The sequence below is a fragment of the Parapedobacter sp. genome (genome assembly GCF_053550995.1).
Genome location: NZ_JBMQOC010000115.1, coordinates 1 through 16592, shown reverse-complemented (window position 1 = coordinate 16592; position 16592 = coordinate 1). Strand labels below are relative to the sequence as shown.

The 16592-nt window shown below is 52.8% G+C and carries 13 protein-coding genes; 9 read left to right on the top strand and 4 right to left on the bottom strand.

Features of this window, described 5'->3' with window-relative positions; translation table 11 throughout:
• Positions 1-91 precede the first annotated feature (91 nt).
• Both dnaE and ACO1NT_RS15525 read right to left on the bottom strand, forming a co-directional pair.
• Positions 92-4519 (bottom strand): DNA polymerase III subunit alpha, encoded by a 4428-nt coding sequence (gene dnaE / locus ACO1NT_RS15530; RefSeq protein WP_449049655.1) that lies wholly within the window; start codon positions 4517-4519, stop codon positions 92-94.
• A 146-nt stretch (positions 4520-4665) separates the two neighbouring features.
• Positions 4666-5307, bottom strand: a complete 642-nt coding sequence (locus tag ACO1NT_RS15525) for a DinB family protein (RefSeq protein ID WP_449049654.1) — start codon at positions 5305-5307, stop codon at positions 4666-4668.
• Between the two features lie 166 nt (positions 5308-5473).
• On the opposite strand from ACO1NT_RS15525, the gene ACO1NT_RS15520 reads away from it, so the two are divergent.
• The 9 genes from ACO1NT_RS15520 (at position 5474) to ACO1NT_RS15480 (ending at position 14887) form a co-directional block, all read left to right on the top strand.
• Entirely contained in the window at positions 5474-6571 is a 1098-nt protein-coding gene (locus tag ACO1NT_RS15520) for a mandelate racemase/muconate lactonizing enzyme family protein (protein WP_449049653.1), read from the top strand.
• Positions 6572-6658: 87 nt separating this feature from the next.
• Positions 6659-7639, top strand: a complete 981-nt coding sequence (locus ACO1NT_RS15515; RefSeq protein ID WP_449049652.1) for a deoxyhypusine synthase family protein — start codon at positions 6659-6661, stop codon at positions 7637-7639.
• Between the two features lie 68 nt (positions 7640-7707).
• Positions 7708-8211 carry a hypothetical protein gene (locus ACO1NT_RS15510; RefSeq protein WP_449049651.1) on the top strand — a complete coding sequence of 168 codons (504 nt, stop codon included), beginning with the start codon at positions 7708-7710 and terminating at the stop codon, positions 8209-8211.
• Complete coding sequence (gene rdgB / locus ACO1NT_RS15505) at positions 8208-8786, top strand: RdgB/HAM1 family non-canonical purine NTP pyrophosphatase (protein WP_449049650.1); 579 nt, start codon at positions 8208-8210, stop codon at positions 8784-8786. The genes ACO1NT_RS15510 and rdgB overlap by 4 nt, the downstream gene beginning before the upstream one ends.
• A gap of 161 nt (positions 8787-8947) precedes the next feature.
• Entirely contained in the window at positions 8948-10687 is a 1740-nt protein-coding gene (locus tag ACO1NT_RS15500; protein ID WP_449049649.1) for a GMC family oxidoreductase, read from the top strand.
• Between the two features lie 14 nt (positions 10688-10701).
• Positions 10702-11331, top strand: a complete 630-nt coding sequence (locus ACO1NT_RS15495) for a gluconate 2-dehydrogenase subunit 3 family protein (protein ID WP_449049648.1) — start codon at positions 10702-10704, stop codon at positions 11329-11331.
• A 75-nt stretch (positions 11332-11406) separates the two neighbouring features.
• A complete protein-coding gene (locus tag ACO1NT_RS15490) occupies positions 11407-12231 on the top strand; it encodes a universal stress protein (protein WP_449049647.1) in 825 nt (274 codons plus the stop codon).
• A 31-nt stretch (positions 12232-12262) separates the two neighbouring features.
• Positions 12263-13387: an endo-1,4-beta-xylanase gene (locus tag ACO1NT_RS15485; RefSeq protein ID WP_449049646.1), complete on the top strand. Its 1125-nt coding sequence runs from the start codon at positions 12263-12265 to the stop codon at positions 13385-13387.
• 171 nt (positions 13388-13558) lie between these two features.
• The gene (locus ACO1NT_RS15480; RefSeq protein ID WP_449049645.1) at positions 13559-14887 is read left to right on the top strand and encodes a GntP family permease; all 1329 of its coding nucleotides are present in this window, start codon (positions 13559-13561) and stop codon (positions 14885-14887) included.
• Between the two features lie 4 nt (positions 14888-14891).
• Here ACO1NT_RS15480 and ACO1NT_RS15475 read toward each other — a convergent pair whose 3' ends face one another.
• Complete coding sequence (locus ACO1NT_RS15475; RefSeq protein ID WP_449049644.1) at positions 14892-15683, bottom strand: (Fe-S)-binding protein; 792 nt, start codon at positions 15681-15683, stop codon at positions 14892-14894.
• Positions 15680-16592, bottom strand: a 913-nt coding sequence (locus ACO1NT_RS15470; protein WP_449049643.1) for a 4Fe-4S dicluster domain-containing protein, incomplete at its 5' end; no start/stop codon positions are given. The genes ACO1NT_RS15470 and ACO1NT_RS15475, both read right to left, overlap by 4 nt.

Here is a 16592-nt window from a genome sequence, read left to right as displayed (position 1 = left end):
CTCTTTGTTGCTGTTCGCTAATAGCTTTACGATACCCGACAAAGGTAGCGATCAAAATCGTTGCCAGAGCATAAACCGCGACAATCTGACATTAATTTAACTTGTAATGCACCCCATTTATTTTTGTAAGCGTATCAATGAAATCATTGCTTAGGTTGATTTTCAGTCCTTTAGAAGGCATTTCAATGCTGATTTCCGACTCCATGTCGCGGATGGCAAACCGCAATTGGCAGGTTTTACTCTCATGCTGTTCGATATTCGTGTGCACAAGCTGTTGTATGCGTTCAACGAAGCCATCGTTCAATTCATGGAGTGGCACCTGTATGGTGAGGCTTTTGGCGAGTTTATCGCGTAAATCCGAAAGCAATTGCATGCTCTTGATTTCGAACCCCCAGTTGCCAACCTGGCGGTAACGCTCGGCAACCATACCCCGTATCTGTACGAAATAGCCTTCGTTGAGGTAGCCCTTCATTTTTACGTATTCCTCGCCGAAGAGCGCTATTTCGTAAGCGTCTGAATAATCTTCAACAACCATGACGCCGAACGGTTTGCCGTTCTTTGTGATCCGGTGGCTAGCCGCCGTAATCATCCCGCCGATCGTGAGTTCGCGGTTCTTGATTTTGTTAAACTCTTCCCGGACCTCGTCGGCCACCTCCGCCTGCTTCGCTTTGTCGATGAGGGTAAGAAACTTGACCTGATGTTGGCAGAAATGCGTGATTTCAAATCGGTAAGTATCGAGGGGATGGCTGGTGAGGTAGATGCCGATGACATCTTTCTCGTATTTGAGTTTTTCAATCAAACCCCATTGCGGGCAACTAGGTAGCGTCGGTTCCGGTATTTCCACGTTGCTGCCACCACCGAACAGGCTCACCTGCGCCGAATTTTCACTTTCCCGGTGCTTCGCACCATATTTCAACGCTTTCTCAAGAATCGTGCTCCCATCGTCGGCGTAGAAATACTGTGCCCGATGGGTATCCGTGAAGCAGTCGAATCCGCCGGCATAAGTGAGGCTTTCAAAAGCCTTTTTATTGGCCGCGCGTAGGTCTACCCGGCGCGCCAGATCGAATATAGATAAATAGGGTTTGCCTTTACGGCTTTCTACAATGGTGTCTACGGCCCCAGCACCCACCCCTTTCACAGCCCCCATACCGAAACGGATAGCCCCTTGATTGTTTACCGTGAATTTGTAGTAAGATTCGTTGACATCCGGTCCAAGCACCTGAAGCTCCATCCGCTTGCACTCTTCCATGAAAAACGTCACCTGCTTGATGTCGTTCATGTTATTCGAAAGCACTGCCGCCATGTACTCTGCCGGGTAATGGGCTTTTAAATAGGCGGTTTGGTAGGCCACCCAGGCGTAGCATGTAGAGTGCGACTTATTGAATGCGTAGCTGGCGAACGCTTCCCAGTCTTTCCATATCTTCTCCAACACCTTCGCAGCGTGGCCGTTGGCGGCCGCCTGCTCAACGAACTTCGGTTTCATTTTATCCAGTACGTCGCGCTGCTTTTTGCCCATTGCCTTGCGGAGTACGTCCGCTTCGCCCTTCGTAAATCCGGCGAGTTTCTGTGAAAGGAGCATCACCTGCTCTTGGTATACCGTAATGCCGTAGGTTTCCTTAAGATATTCCTCGCATGCATCTAAATCATATGTAATGGGCTCGCTGCCGTGCTTCCGCCGGATGAAGCTGGGTATATACTCCATAGGGCCGGGACGGTATAGCGCGTTCATTGCTATCAGGTCGCCAAATACCGTGGGCTTCAGTTCCTTCATGTATTTCTGCATGCCGGGCGACTCATATTGGAAGATGCCAACCGTCTCGCCGCGCTGGAATAACTCATACGTCTGCGGGTCGTCAATGGGAAATTCATCGGGATGGAGCTCAATACCGTGCCGATGCTTGACGATCTTCACGGTATCTTTAATGAGCGTGAGGGTCTTCAGGCCCAGGAAGTCCATCTTGAGCAATCCGGCGCTCTCCACCACGGCATTGTCAAATTGGGTGACATATAGCTGCGAATCCTTTGCCGTCGCTACGGGAACGAAATTGGTGATGTCGTCAGGCGTGATGATGACTCCGCAGGCATGGATACCGGTATTCCGGAGGGAACCTTCCAGTACTTTTGCTTGTCGGATCGTTTCGGCCTCCAATCCAGTCCCTTCGGCCATGGATACCAATTGCTGTACATTTTCCATTTCATCCCCGCGGAGTGCACCCTTAAGTGCTTTCGCATCCATGTTGAAGATTTTATTGAGCTTCAGGTTGGGGATGAGTTTCGCGATTTTATCCGCTTCAAACAACGGGAGGTCCAGTACCCGGGCGGTGTCGCGGATGGACGATTTCGCCGCCATGGTACCATACGTGATAATCTGGGCAACTTGGTTGGCGCCGTATTTCCCGATGACGTAATCCATCACACGGCTCCGTCCCTCATCATCGAAATCGATATCGATATCGGGCATCGATATACGGTCGGGGTTGAGGAACCGTTCGAACAGCAGGTCGTAAGCAACGGGGTCTATGTTGGTGATGCCTAGGCAGTACGCTACCGCCGACCCGGCGGCCGAGCCGCGGCCCGGACCGACCGATACACCCATATCGCGGGCAGCGGCAATGAAGTCCTGCACAATCAAGAAGTACCCCGGGTATCCGGTGCGCTCAATCGTAGCCAGCTCAAAGTCGAGGCGTTCACGGATTGTCGGCGTAATTTCGGGATATCGCTTTTCGGCCCCCACGTACGTGAGGTGCCGCAGGTACTTGTTTTCTCCCCGCTTGCCACCGTCCCCCTCGTCTTCGGCCACCTGGAATTCTTCCGGTATTTCAAATTTGGGAAGTAATACATCACGGTACAGGGAGTAAGGTTCGACTTTGTCGACAAGCTCCTGGATATTGAGGATAGCTTCCGGAAGATCCGCAAATGCTTGCTTCATTTCCTCGCCCGGTTTAAAGTAATACTCTTCATTGGGGAGCCCGTAGCGGAAGCCGCGGCCGCGGCCTTTGGGCGTGGCGAGCTTTTCACCATCTTTCACACAGAGCAGGATGTCGTGCGCATGGGCATCCGCCTTGTTGATGTAATACGTGTTGTTCGTGGCTACGATTTTCACGGCATATTTGGATGCCAAACCAACCAAGGCTTCATTCACCCGGTCTTCGTCTTCCTGGCCATGCCGCATCACTTCGATGTAGAAATCGTCGCCGAAGGTATTTTTCCACCAAACCAACGCCTCCTCGGCCTGGTTCTCGCCCATGTTGAGCAATTTGTTGGGGATTTCGCCGTACAGGTTGCCCGACAAGACGATGAGGTTTTCCCTGTATTGCTCCACGATGGCGCGGTCGATGCGGGGTACGTAATAGAACCCCTTGGTATAAGCGATGGAGGCCATTTTTGCCAGGTTGTGATAGCCCGCTTTGTTCTTGGCCAGGAAAACAACCTGGTAGCCGTTGTCTTTCCGGGATTTGTCGGCGTGGTCTTCGCAGACAAAGAACTCACAACCAACAATCGGCTTGATGATCGTTTCGGTGGGCGTTTCGCCCGCCTCCGTTGCGGCCTTGTTTTTGGCCTCGGCAGCTTTGTTGTGGTTGAGGACGGCACTGACAAACTGGAATGCACCCATCATGTTGCCGTGGTCGGTAATCGCCACGGCCGGCATTTTGTGGGTCGCCGCTGCTTTGACCAAACTGCTCACGGAAATGGTGGACTGCAACACGGAAAATTGGGTGTGGTTGTGTAGGTGCACAAAATCCACCGCCGCCATATCGCGCTTGTTGGCTTCCAGGTCGTGCGTGGGTATAGCTGTTTGCTGCTCACGTTGCTGCCGCTTGCGGATTTCATCCGAAGCCGCCTTGAGGTTTACGTGGGTGAGGCCGATGGGTGCTATGGGCTGCGGATTCCGGTCGCGGAACTCGACGAAATAGCCTGTGTCTACCTGCAATTCGGCAGGCGTGAAAACCTCTTGTTTTACCAATTCGAGGAAACAGCGGGAGGTCGCCTCCACGTCGGCCGTCGCGTTATGCGCTTCGGCAAAGGGTGTCCCGAAAAGGTACTGGTGTAGCTCCGTAAGGTTAGGTAACTTGAATTTACCGCCACGGCCACCCGGTATCCGCAGCAATTCGGCCGTCACCTCGGTACAGGTATCGAGCACGGGCAACTGTGCCATCGGCGAATCGATAGCCATCCGGTAGAACTCGCACCCCATGATGTTGATGTCGAAGCCGATGTTCTGGCCAACCACGAATTTCGCCTTGGCCAAGGCCTCGTTAAATTTGTGGAGCACGTCGATCAACGGTTGTCCCTGCTCTTCCGCCAGTTCGGTGCTGATGCCGTGTATCCGCTCGGCATCAAACGGAATGTTAAAACCGTCGGGTTTAACGAGGTAGCTCTGATGCTCAACCAACCCGCCCATGGCGTCGTGCAACTGCCAGGCGATCTGTATGCAACGGGGCCAGTTATCTGTGTCGGTAATCGGTGCATCCCATCGTTTGGGAAGACCGGTCGTTTCGGTGTCAAAAATCAAATACATCGCTTGCCTCAAAAAACCCAAACAAACTTATGTTTTTTTGACGGGAAACCCTAATGCCTACGACACCAGTGGCGGCATTAGGGTTCCAAGTGATTGTAGATGATGTGGGTTAGGTTTTCCACATCTGCCCTCAGGGGTAGGGTCGCTTATTTCGGGAAAGCGGCATTTGCCTTCACTTCTTCAATCTGGAGGGTATGCCGTGCAGTATGGCCAGCGATGAACAACATGGAATGGTAACCATCGATCGACCCGAACGGCGAGTCGCTGATGTGGTTGCGCAGTTCGTCGACCGAAACACCTTTGAGGTACGAAAGTATCACTTTACGCTGTGCGCGGAAGTCGGCCATCGCCGTCTTTACATCTTTATAGATCCCCTCACCGCGCAACGCTTCCGGCGCTTCGGCCTTCTGGCTCCTATCGGTGATGCCATCCATGAGCTGTTGGTCCGTTACGGTCACTTCGGCTTTCCGTTCGGGGGTTGCCGGCTTAGCCAGCGCTTCCTTGGCCATGTCGAAAAGCATTTTTTCCGTTTTGATAATATGTTCCACACATTGGCTGATGGACCATTTATCGGCCGAAGGCTTAAACTGCAACTGTGCACTACTTAGCCCCTTCAACTGTTCTTCTAGCCGGTTTTCCGTTTTACGGTAGTAATCCAGTAAAAACGCCTTGTCGTTCTGCACGGAGGTAGCCCCACGCTCCAGTGGTTTTACCGTGTTGGTCGTCATCGTTGGGTGCGTAAATGATAACGCGATAAACGCCGCACCTAATAACAGTAGCTTTTTCATACTCGTTTTGTTTTGTTTGGTTCAAAAATAACGAAAGTCAACCATAACACGTAGGTGGTTGTTGCGACATAGTAGGGGGATGTTTACGACAAAAGCGAACGGATTGCGACACCTCGTGTTATATCAGATAAAAACATTATTTTCGACGCTCGCAATTGGAAAGAAAATGAAGATCACCCACACCGAAATTTATCGACTCAGTATTCCTATGGAGCCTTTCGTTATCGCTACAGGTACCATGGATTATGCACAGAATACATTTATCCGTATCCATACCGACCAAGGTGTCTACGGCGTTGGCGAATGTTCGGCCTTCCCGATGATCGTTGGCGAAACGCAGGATACCTGCGTGGTGCTCGCGCGCGATTTCGCCCAGCTGTGGGAGGGGAAGGATCCGCTGGTTATCGGCGAGCGGTTAGCCGAACTTGATGCCTTCATTGCGCGCAACACGACCATCAAGAGTGCCTTTGATATGGCGTTGTATGACATTGCGGCCAAGCATGCAGGTATGCCACTATACCGTTTCCTGGGGGGCAGCGTGCGCGATATCATTACCGATATCACGGTGGGTATTGCCAGCCCCCCGGAAATGGCAGCCAAGGCATCGGCCTTTAAAGAACAGGGAGCAGCGGTGCTAAAAGTGAAGTTAGGGAAAGGGCCGGTGGAGGATATCGAGCGCATCCGCGCAATTAGGGAACAGGTGGGGATGGCCTTGCCCATCCGGATAGACGCTAACCAAGGGTGGACCTATGAAGACGCCGTTGTTGCACTTCAAGGGTTGCAGCCGTTCAATATCCAGTTTTGCGAACAGCCCATGCGGAGCTATAACGACCACCTGCTACCCCAACTGCGTGCGCAAACCACCATCCCTGTCATGGCCGATGAAAGTTGCTATGACCACCGGGATGCCGTCCGCTTGGCTACGCAAGATGCCTGCGACTACATCAACATTAAGTTTTCCAAATCCGGCGGCATCGCCGAGGCGCTGCGTATCCAGCAGGCTGCGGCAAACCACCACATCCCGTGCATGATCGGCGGTATGCTGGAAAGCCGTTTGGCCCTGTCGGCCAAGGTACATTTTGCGTATGCCGCGCCCAATGTGCAGTTCTTCGATATGGATACTTGCATGCTCGGTCACCTCGAAGACCCGGTGACCGGGGGCGTGCAGTTTAGTGGTTATCAGCTATCGTTGCCCGAGCAGCCGGGCATCGGCGCCGATATCGACCCGGCGTTCCTCCGTAAATGCGAGCGCTGGGAAGTCTAATGGGTTAGTCACCTTCGGACTTCTAACTTCATGCCGAAAGTCCTACCTTTGTGCCGGAGAATAAACATGTATACCAACAAACACGATATGAGCAAAGCGAAAGGGCCGATTTCCCGATTTATCGAAACGAATTACCTGCACTTCAATGCCGCAGCATTGGTTGACGCCGCCAAAGGTTACGAAGCCCACCTCGATGCGGGCGGTAAAATGATGATTACCCTAGCCGGGGCGATGAGTACCGCCGAGTTGGGCATTTCACTGGCTGAGATGATCCGGCAGGATAAGGTATCCATCATCAGCTGCACCGGCGCTAACCTCGAAGAGGATATCATGAACCTTGTTGCCCATTCGCACTACAAACGCGTGCCCCATTACCGCGACCTTAGTCCGCAGGACGAATGGGAGCTGTTGGAAAACCACTATAACCGCGTTACCGATCCCTGTATCCCCGAAGAAGAAGCCTTTCGGCGTATCCAGCAGCATATCCACAAGATCTGGGCGGATGCCGAGCAGGCCGGTGAGCGGTATTTCCCGCACGAATACATGTATAAATTGCTCAATAGCGGTGTGTTGCAGCAATATTACGAGATCGATCCAAAAAACTCCTGGATGCTGGCGGCCGCCGAGAAGAACTTGCCCATCGTCGTGCCCGGTTGGGAAGACAGCACCATGGGGAATATCTTCGCTTCTTATGTCGTTAAGGGTGCACTGAAAGCCTCGACCATGAAAAGCGGTATCGAATACATGGCGTACCTTTCCGATTGGTATATCAAGAACTCCGGTGGCAAGGGCGTAGGCTTCTTCCAGATTGGTGGCGGCATCGCGGGCGATTTCCCGATATGCGTGGTGCCCATGCTGTACCAGGACTTGGAGATGGAAAATATCCCTTTCTGGAGTTATTTCTGCCAGATCTCCGATTCGACCACGTCGTACGGCTCGTACTCCGGAGCGGTGCCCAACGAGAAAATCACGTGGGGCAAGTTGGATATCAACACGCCGAAATTCATCGTTGAGTCCGATGCCACCATTGTTGCACCACTTATCTTCGCCTGGGTATTGGGGCAGTAGTTGGCTTGAGGATGGAGCGCAGATGACTCAGATTAACGCAGATTAGCAAACGGCAAAAAAGCAAAAGAATGTCGCAGTCGACAATCAATACCGTTGATCCCATCGCACTCCGTTATTTGATGACGGAGGCGCTTTTTGCGGTCGATGGAAACGCAGCCGAAGCCCTGGCGGCCGTACAAAAAGCGACGTCCGAGCCCGAGCCACGGCAAGCCGTGCCGTCGTTCGATTATTTTGGCCAAAATAAGCGCAACTACCTGTTTTTGACGCACGAACAGCAACACGATTGGATGCCCGAAGCCGCTATGGCGGCGTTCATCAAAACCTTGGCGGCCCTGAACCTGGCCGAAGACGATGTGGCGTTGTTGAACCTCGCCACCTTGGCGGGGCCACCATCGGTTGAGCAACTGACACTCTTTTTTAAACCCAAAGTGGTCATTAATCTCGGTACCCCGTTTGCCTGGCCCGAACAAGAGGGTCTAAACATATTCCATACATACGCGTTTGGCGAAATGCTGGCCGATGCCGAGAAGAAGCGCGCTTTTTGGACCGCCATTAAACGATTGTTGATATGATCCAACTGGTTTTTGCTACCAATAATGCCCACAAGCTGGAAGAAGTACGTGCCGTGGTGGGCGATAAATTCGACATCCGTACACTTGCCGATCTTGGATGTACGGACGATATCCCCGAGACAGGCGATACATTTGAAGCGAATGCGTCTCAAAAGAGCACCTACCTATACGAGCGTTACGGATGCAACTGTTTCGCGGACGATTCCGGTCTTGAAGTAACCGCATTGGGCAATGAACCCGGTGTGTATTCCGCCCGGTATTCCGGCACGCGCGATATGGAAAAAAATATCGACCTGTTACTGCAACGGCTGGGATACCGATCCGACCGCACGGCGCGGTTCCGTACCGTCATATCACTCCGGATAGGGGATGAAGAGCATTTTTTCGAAGGGATGGTCGAGGGGACGATCGGTTATGAACGTCAAGGCGATAGTGGTTTTGGTTACGACCCACTGTTCACGCCGACAGGCTACCGAAAAACATTTGCCCAGATGGCACCGGAAGAGAAAAATGCCATCAGTCACCGTGCGTTGGCCGTGGCTAAACTGGCTGATTTCCTAAAAGCGAATTATTGATTCGCATTTCAAATACCGTTGCTTACCTTAAAAAAGCATAATCGTTTTAGCTTTTCTTGGGGTTTATTGCCAATTAATTTTATATTTGGTCACAAATAATGACGTGCCGGCAGGGCACGGGCAAAGAACTAAACATAAGCAGTTAAATAGACCCTATTGTAATGATTTCATATCAGATCAAAACGAACCCGACCGTATACGATGCGATTGTAGTGGGTTCCGGTGCAGGCGGCGGGATGACCGGTTACGTATTGGCCAATGCCGGGCTAAATGTGTTGATGCTGGAGGCGGGCCCCTTTTTCGACCCGGCGAAAGATGCACTTCAAATGCGATGGCCGTGGGAGTCGCCTCGTAGAGGTGCGAGTACGGTGAGGCCCTTTGGCGACTTCGACGCGGCCTATGGCGGTTGGGAGCTGGATGGAGAGCCCTACACCCATGTGCCGGGTACGTCGTTCGATTGGTTCAGGGCACGGATGCTCGGTGGCCGTACCAACCACTGGGGTCGCATCTCGCTGCGTATGGGTCCCGACGATTTCAAACCGACCGATGGCGTTACCGAGGAATGGCCCATTACATATGACGAAATCAAACCTTATTACGACCGTGTCGATCGGATGATTGGCATCTATGGTACGGTTGAAGGGATCCGGAACGAGCCTGATGGCATTTTCCTGAAACCACCCAAACCGCGGCTCAATGAATTGTATATCAAACAAGGAGCGCAGAAGGCCGGCGTGCCGGTTATCGCGGGCCGCGGTTCGGTGCTCACCGAAGCCCTGCCGGGGGTGGAAGGCCGCGGCACCTGCTTTTTCTGCGGGCAATGTGGCCGCTCCTGCCGGGTGTATGGCGACTTCTCATCGTCGTCGTGCCTGGTCATACCGGCAATGAAAACGGGTAAGCTGACGGTGGTGGACAATGCGATGGTCCGTGAGGTGCTTACCGACGACGAAGGACGGGCCACCGGTGTTTCCTATGTGGATACCCGCGATCTCCAGGAGCATGCCGTGCAGGGCAAGTTGGTGGTTTTGGGAGCGAGCGCATGCGAAAGTGCACGGCTCATGCTGAACTCAAAATCGGCCGCTCATCCCGGCGGTCTGGGCAACAGCAGTGGGCTGGTAGGGCGGTATTTGCACGACTCCACCGGCGCCAGTGCAGGTGGCTTCCTTCCGCAGCTGCTCGATAGAAAACGTTACAATGAAGATGGGGTGGGCAGTGTGCATATTTATTCGCCTTGGTGGGGGGATAACCGAAAACTCAGCTTCCCCCGTGGATACCACATCGAATACGGTGGGGGATTGCATATGCCGTCGTACGGCTTTACGAACGGGGTGCCCGGTATGCGCCACCTCGTGCCCGCCCGAGATGGTAGCCAGCGCGAACAGGGCGGATACGGTGCAGAGCTGAAAGACGACTACCGGCGTTTTTACGGCGCTGGCGTGGGCATGGCTGGCCGGGGTACGGCATTGGCCCGGTATGATAATTATTGCGAGATCGACCCCACACGCGTCGATAAATACGGTATCCCCGTGCTTCGCTTCCATTACAAATGGGCCAATGAGGAGGTTGAACAGGCTAAGCATATGCAGGAAACCTTCCGCGAAATCCTGCATGAGATGGGAGCAGAGGGCATATCCTCGATGCCGGGACCGGAAACCTCGTATGGTTTGGAAGCACCGGGTAAGATCATCCATGAGGGTGGCACCACACGCATGGGCGACGACCCAAAGAAATCGGTGCTGAACAAATGGGGGCAGTCGCACGATTGCAAGAACGTGTTCGTGGTCGACGCGGGTCCGTTTGTGCAGCAGGGCGACAAAAACCTCACGTGGACTATCCTTGCCCTGTCTATGCGCACGGCGGATTATATTTTAGAACAACGTAATAAACTGAATATCGGATAACCAAAGATACAGATATGAACAGAAGAGACACCTTAAAGGCACTTGGCTTAGCGGCAGCGGCGGGTGGGGCATTGATGCTTGATTCCTGTGGTCCTAAAACGGCAAAGAAAGGTGCAACGAAAGTGGGCGAGCAACTGCCGGGCGTAACGGATGTCGAGCATGAGCGCAACATGAAGCTGGCCGAAGAACAGTTTTTTTCAGCCCATGAGTTGGCCACCCTGGGGGTGCTGGCCGATATCATCATACCGGCCGACGACGTTTCGGGCAGTGCCACCGATGCGGGGGTACCCGACTTTATCGAATTCATGGTGAAAGATATCCCTAGTTACAAGGTCCCCATGCGGGGCGGCCTCAAATGGCTCGACATGCAGTGCCAGCGGCGCTATGGCAACGCTTTTGTGAACTGCGACCCGGAACGCCAATTGCAAATGGTAGACGAGATTGCCTATCCGGCAAAAGCCAAACCGGAGATGGCCCCAGGCGTATCGTTTTTCAGTTTAATGCGTAACCTCACCGCATCGGGTTTCTTCACCAGCGAGATCGGGGTGAAAGATATCGGCTACGTTGGCAACAAACCCGGTGTTTGGGACGGTGTGCCCAAAGATGTCCTTGAAGCACACGGATTCAAGAGCGCTTGGGGATAATTTTTGCGTTTGCATATCAGCCCAACTTTATCTAAGTTTGATTGCGTTTTATTATCATTAATAGGTATAAAGTTGATGAACTCGATATTAGTCCCCACCGATTTTTCGGAAAATGCATTTGTTGCTGCTGCATATGCATGTGCATTGGCCAACGCCTCAAAGCAAAAGGTACGATTGCTGCATGTTTATATTGCGTTGTATTCGGGCTTTGGCGAAGATGGCAACAGTGTGAAGCAGATTAAATTAGCGGAAACCGAATCCACAACGGCGATGAAGAACCTACTGGAAAGTCTGACTAGCCAGTTCCCCGGAATCGACATCGAAGGCGAGTGTGTCAAAGGGTTCATGATCGATGTGGTGACCGACAAACTCAAACGGAATGAGCATTCGTTGGTGGTCATGGGCACCAAAGGGGCTACCAACATTACGGAAAGCATTCTGGGTAGTACCACTTTTGAAGTAATCAAGAAGTCACCGGTGCCCGTATTGGTGGTTCCGATCGATACGCCCGATTTTTCCTTCCGGCGGGTGGGTTTTTTTACGGCCTATGATGACCATGAACTCGATGCCTTGATGGCGTTGCAGCAAGCGATCAATCTCAAACCCCACTTATCTATGCTGCATTTTTATACGGAAGATGAGGCTAGGCCCGAAAAGGAACTTGCCCGCTGGCAACGTAAGGTGGAAGCGGCATTCCCCCATTGGGCAGTTTCTTGCAAAGCGATGCTTGTCGAAAAAGTCGATATCAACGCCGTAACGCAGGAGGCGAAGGCGGATGGGTTGGACCTACTGGTATTTGCGAGGCCCCATAAATCATTCTTCGAGAAAATCTTCAGGCCCAGCCTCACCAAAGCCATCGCCAATTACCCAACGGTCCCGTCGCTGTTTATCAGAACGTGAGCCTCGGATCAGTTTACCGGAGTATACCGATATGCAAAAAGAAAGGAAGTGTTGGTTAGGTTTGGTGGCCATACTTGTGTCGGTATCCCTAAGTGGCCCACTCAATGGGCAGCAATCCCTACCGAACGATTCATTGAAAAATGTCTTCCGAGGTGATTTTTTAATCGGTACCGCATTGAATACCCGTCAAATCAATGCAACCGACGGTTCGACCGACGAGCTAATCAAACAGCAGTTCAATGCTATCACAGCCGAAAATGCCATGAAAGCCCAGGTCATCCATCCACGGTGGGGACAGTTTGATTTTGATGCAGCCGATAGGTTTGTAGCATACGGAAACCGAGCGGGTATGTATACGGTAGGCCATACGTTAATCTGGCACAGCCAGCTACCGGCCTTCGTTCAGGCAATTACGCAGGCGGACTCCCTCCGGCAGTTTATGGAGCTGCATATTCGCACCGTCGCGCAACGTTATACGTCATCGATTGACAGCTGGGACGTTGTCAACGAGGCCCTTAATGAAGACGGTTCATGGCGCGAATCCGTGTTTTACAACGTCCTGGGTGAGGATTACATCATAGAAGCTTTTCGAATGGCGGCCGAAGCTGCTCCCAAAGCCAAGCTATATTATAACGATTTTAATATCGAACGGCCACGGAAGCGTGCCGGTGCCATCCGGTTGATCAAGAAGTTACAAGCTGCCGGCGTACGTATAGACGGGGTGGGTATACAGGGACATTGGCATATCGGTAAAATACCGCTGGATGACATTGAGCAGAGTATCCTTGAATATTCGGCCCTAGGCCTCGAGGTGGCTATTACGGAACTCGACCTGGAAGTATTGCCGCGCAACTTCCAAGGAGCCGATATAAACCGACGAATGGTGGCCAACGACCCGGCATTAAATCCCTATGTAAATGGCCTGCCCGATAGCGTGCAACAGCAATTGGCCGCTGATTACGGGCGTTTGTTTCGCCTTTTCCTGAAACATAGAGAACACATCAGCCGGGTAACTTTCTGGGGCGTGAACGATGGGCACTCATGGCTCAATCACTGGCCGGTTCGCGGGCGGACAAACTATCCGCTGGTATTCGACCGCGATAATCGGCCCAAGGAAGCTTTCTTCAAGATCATCGATACCAAAAAAGCACCGTAATCCACCACTCCAGTCACGCAACCCAACGGATACATGCCGCTAGGGGTGGCCCTAGCTACTTCGATTCCCGCGGATCAGTGGGCCCTTTTTTGCAAATTTTGCAAAGAACCAATGATTCTTTTCTGTATTTTGCGGGAGATACCCAGTGTAGCGTAAATATAGACCAGTTTTATGGCCATTATCACCATTCTATTAAGCATTGCCGCCATCGTGCTGCTCATCACCAAATTGAAATTACATCCGTTCTTAGCCCTGTTGCTTGTCAGTATCGTCACCGGGCTGGCCAGTGGTATGGAGCCTGTCGGCGTCGTCGACGCCATCCAAGATGGTTTTGGCGGCACCATCGGTAAAATAGGCTTGGTCATCATCTTGGGGATTTTGATCGGGGCATTCCTGGAAAAATCCGGCGGTGCCATGGTACTTGCCAATAACATGTTGGCGATCATCGGAAGAAAGCGGGTGATTACCGCCATGGGGGTCATCGGGTACATCATTTCCATCCCGGTCTTCTCCGACAGCGCTTTCGTTTTGCTATCATCGTTGAATAAGAGTCTGACCAAAAAGGCCGGCCTTTCTTTGGCGGGTACGGCGATTGCCCTGGGGCTGGGGTTGTCATGTACACACGCGCTGGTGCCACCAACCCCCGGGCCGATTGCGGCTGCGGGAATACTCGATGCCGATTTGGGCATTGTGATGGGCCTCGGTATGATTGCGGCCGGTGTGGCCTTGGTCGCAGCTTTGCTGTTTGCCCACAAGGTAGCGGCAAAGGTAGACCTCGATCCGGGCGAAATCGAGGAGGAACCCGACCAAGTGGATACCCATCGGCCTAGCCTTTTCAGCGCCTCGCTTCCGATTTTCGTTCCCATTTTACTAATCGTCGGGAAGTCACTTTCGGTCTATATGGCGGCAGAAGGATGGCAGGTGTATTTGGGCCGCTTCCTCGATTTTTTCGGCGAACCGGTAATTGCGTTGCTGGTCGGTTTTGGCTGCTGCCTCGTTTTGCCGAAGAAATTAGATAAAAACATGTTATCTACGGATGGTTGGGTCAATGACGCATTGACGGATTCAGCGACGATTATTATGGTGACCGGTGCCGGCGGCATTTTCGGGGCAGTGCTGCAAAATTCGGGAATAGCAACCACGTTGGGCGATATGCTCACATCGTCTAACCTCGGCATTCTACTTCCTTTCTTGTTGGCGGCCGCTTTGAAGAGTGCGCAAGGATCGTCTACCGTGGCGTTAATCACTGCGGCATCGGTGACGGCTCCACTGATGGGTGCATTGGGCTTCGTAAGCGAGCTCGATAAGGCGCTGGTCGTCATTGCCATTGGGGCAGGCTCACTGGTCGTCTCCCATGTCAATGATAGTTTCTTCTGGGTACTTACCCAAATCACTAAAATGGAGGTGAAAACGGGTTATAAATTGCACACGATGGGTACGTTCATCATCGGTTGCACCGCGATGATTACGGTCTACGTCATGTTCTGGTTGTTGCATTAGGAGGTCACAACCCATTCGCCCTCGCCGTTATTTCGGCGATATCGAGCACTTCCACCTCCTGCTCTTTCTCTTTGGCCTTCACGCCGTCGCGCAGCATGGTCATGCAGAAAGGGCAAGCGGCAGCGATAATCTCGGGTTGGGTTTCGAGCGCCTCTTCCACACGCTCCACGTTGATGTCCTTGTTGCCCTTCTCGGGCTCTTTGAATAGCTGTGCCCCGCCTGCCCCGCAGCAGAGGCCATTGCTGCGGCAACGTTTCATCTCCACCAGTTGTGCATCTAGGCTTTCGAGTGCCTTCCGCGGTGCTTCGTAGACATCGTTGCCCCGCCCGAGGTAGCAGGGATCATGGTATGTGATACGCCGGCCCTTAAAGGATTCTCCTCCGGCGGCTTTCAGCTTCCCGTCGTCGATCAATTGCTGTATCAGCTGCGTATGGTGGATGACCTCGTAGTGACCACCCACATCGGGGTATTCGTTCTTGATGATGTTGAAGCAATGGGGGCAGGCGGTAACGATTTTCTTCACTTCATAACCGTCGAGCACCTGGATGTTGGCCATCGCCTGCATTTGGAAAAGGAATTCATTGCCCGCCCGCTTGGTCGGATCACCCGTGCAGCTCTCCTCTACACCCAGAACAGCATATCGCATGCCCACGTGTTGCAATATTTTGCAGATGTCACGCATAATCCGTTGCGCGCGCTCGTCGAAACTACCTGCGCAGCCCACCCAAAAAAGGATTTCGGCCGTCTCGCCTTTGGCCACCAGTTCGGCCATCGTTGGTATGTGCAGTTCTTTCATAAATCCCTCCAATTTCCACGGTCGGCCTGCGCATATTTCCAGGGCGCCCCATTGTTTTCTACGTTCCCAAACATCGTATTCAAGCTAGCAGGCGCTTTTGATTCCTCCATCACGGCATAGCGCCGTAGTTCTACAATGATTTCCAGCGGGTTGATGTTTACGGGGCAGGCTTCCACGCAGGCATTGCACGTGGTGCAAGCCCAGATTTCCTCGCGGGTGATGTAATCGTCGATCAGGGACTTGCTATCGTCGGCCGCACCTTTGCCCTTACGGATGTTTTTACCCACTTCCACCATCCGATCGCGCGTATCCATCATGATTTTCCGGGGCGATAGTAGCTTGCCGGTCAAGTTTGCGGGGCACACGGATGTACATCGCCCACATTCCGTACAGGTATAAGCGTCCAACAGGTTTTTCCATGTCAGGTCTTGCACGTCTTTAGCACCGAAGCGCGCGGGAACATCCGCCTCGCTGGGTGTGTAGGCCGGGTCGAGCATGGCCTTCACCTCGTTGGTTACGCTGTCCATATTGGTAAAGCGGCCCTTGGGATACAGGTTCGAAAAGTACGTATTGGGAAATGCTAGTAGGATATGGAGGTGCTTGGAGTAGGGGAGGTAGTTGAGGAAAACCAGCACCCCGACGATATGGAACCACCAACAGGCCCGTTCAATCGCGATGAGCGATGTCGTATTATCGGGAAGCAGCGGCAGCAGCCACGCACTTACCGGAAACGCTCCGGCCCGGGGGTATTGGGCGGCGCCTAGGAGCTGCAGTTTGTGGTCGGCCGCGTTCATGGTGAGGAAAGCCCCCATCAGCATGATTTCGGCAATGAGGATGAGGTTGGCATCGGTGCGTGGCCATGGCGTCATTTCCGTACCGGAAAAACGTTTGATGCGGGCGATATTGCGT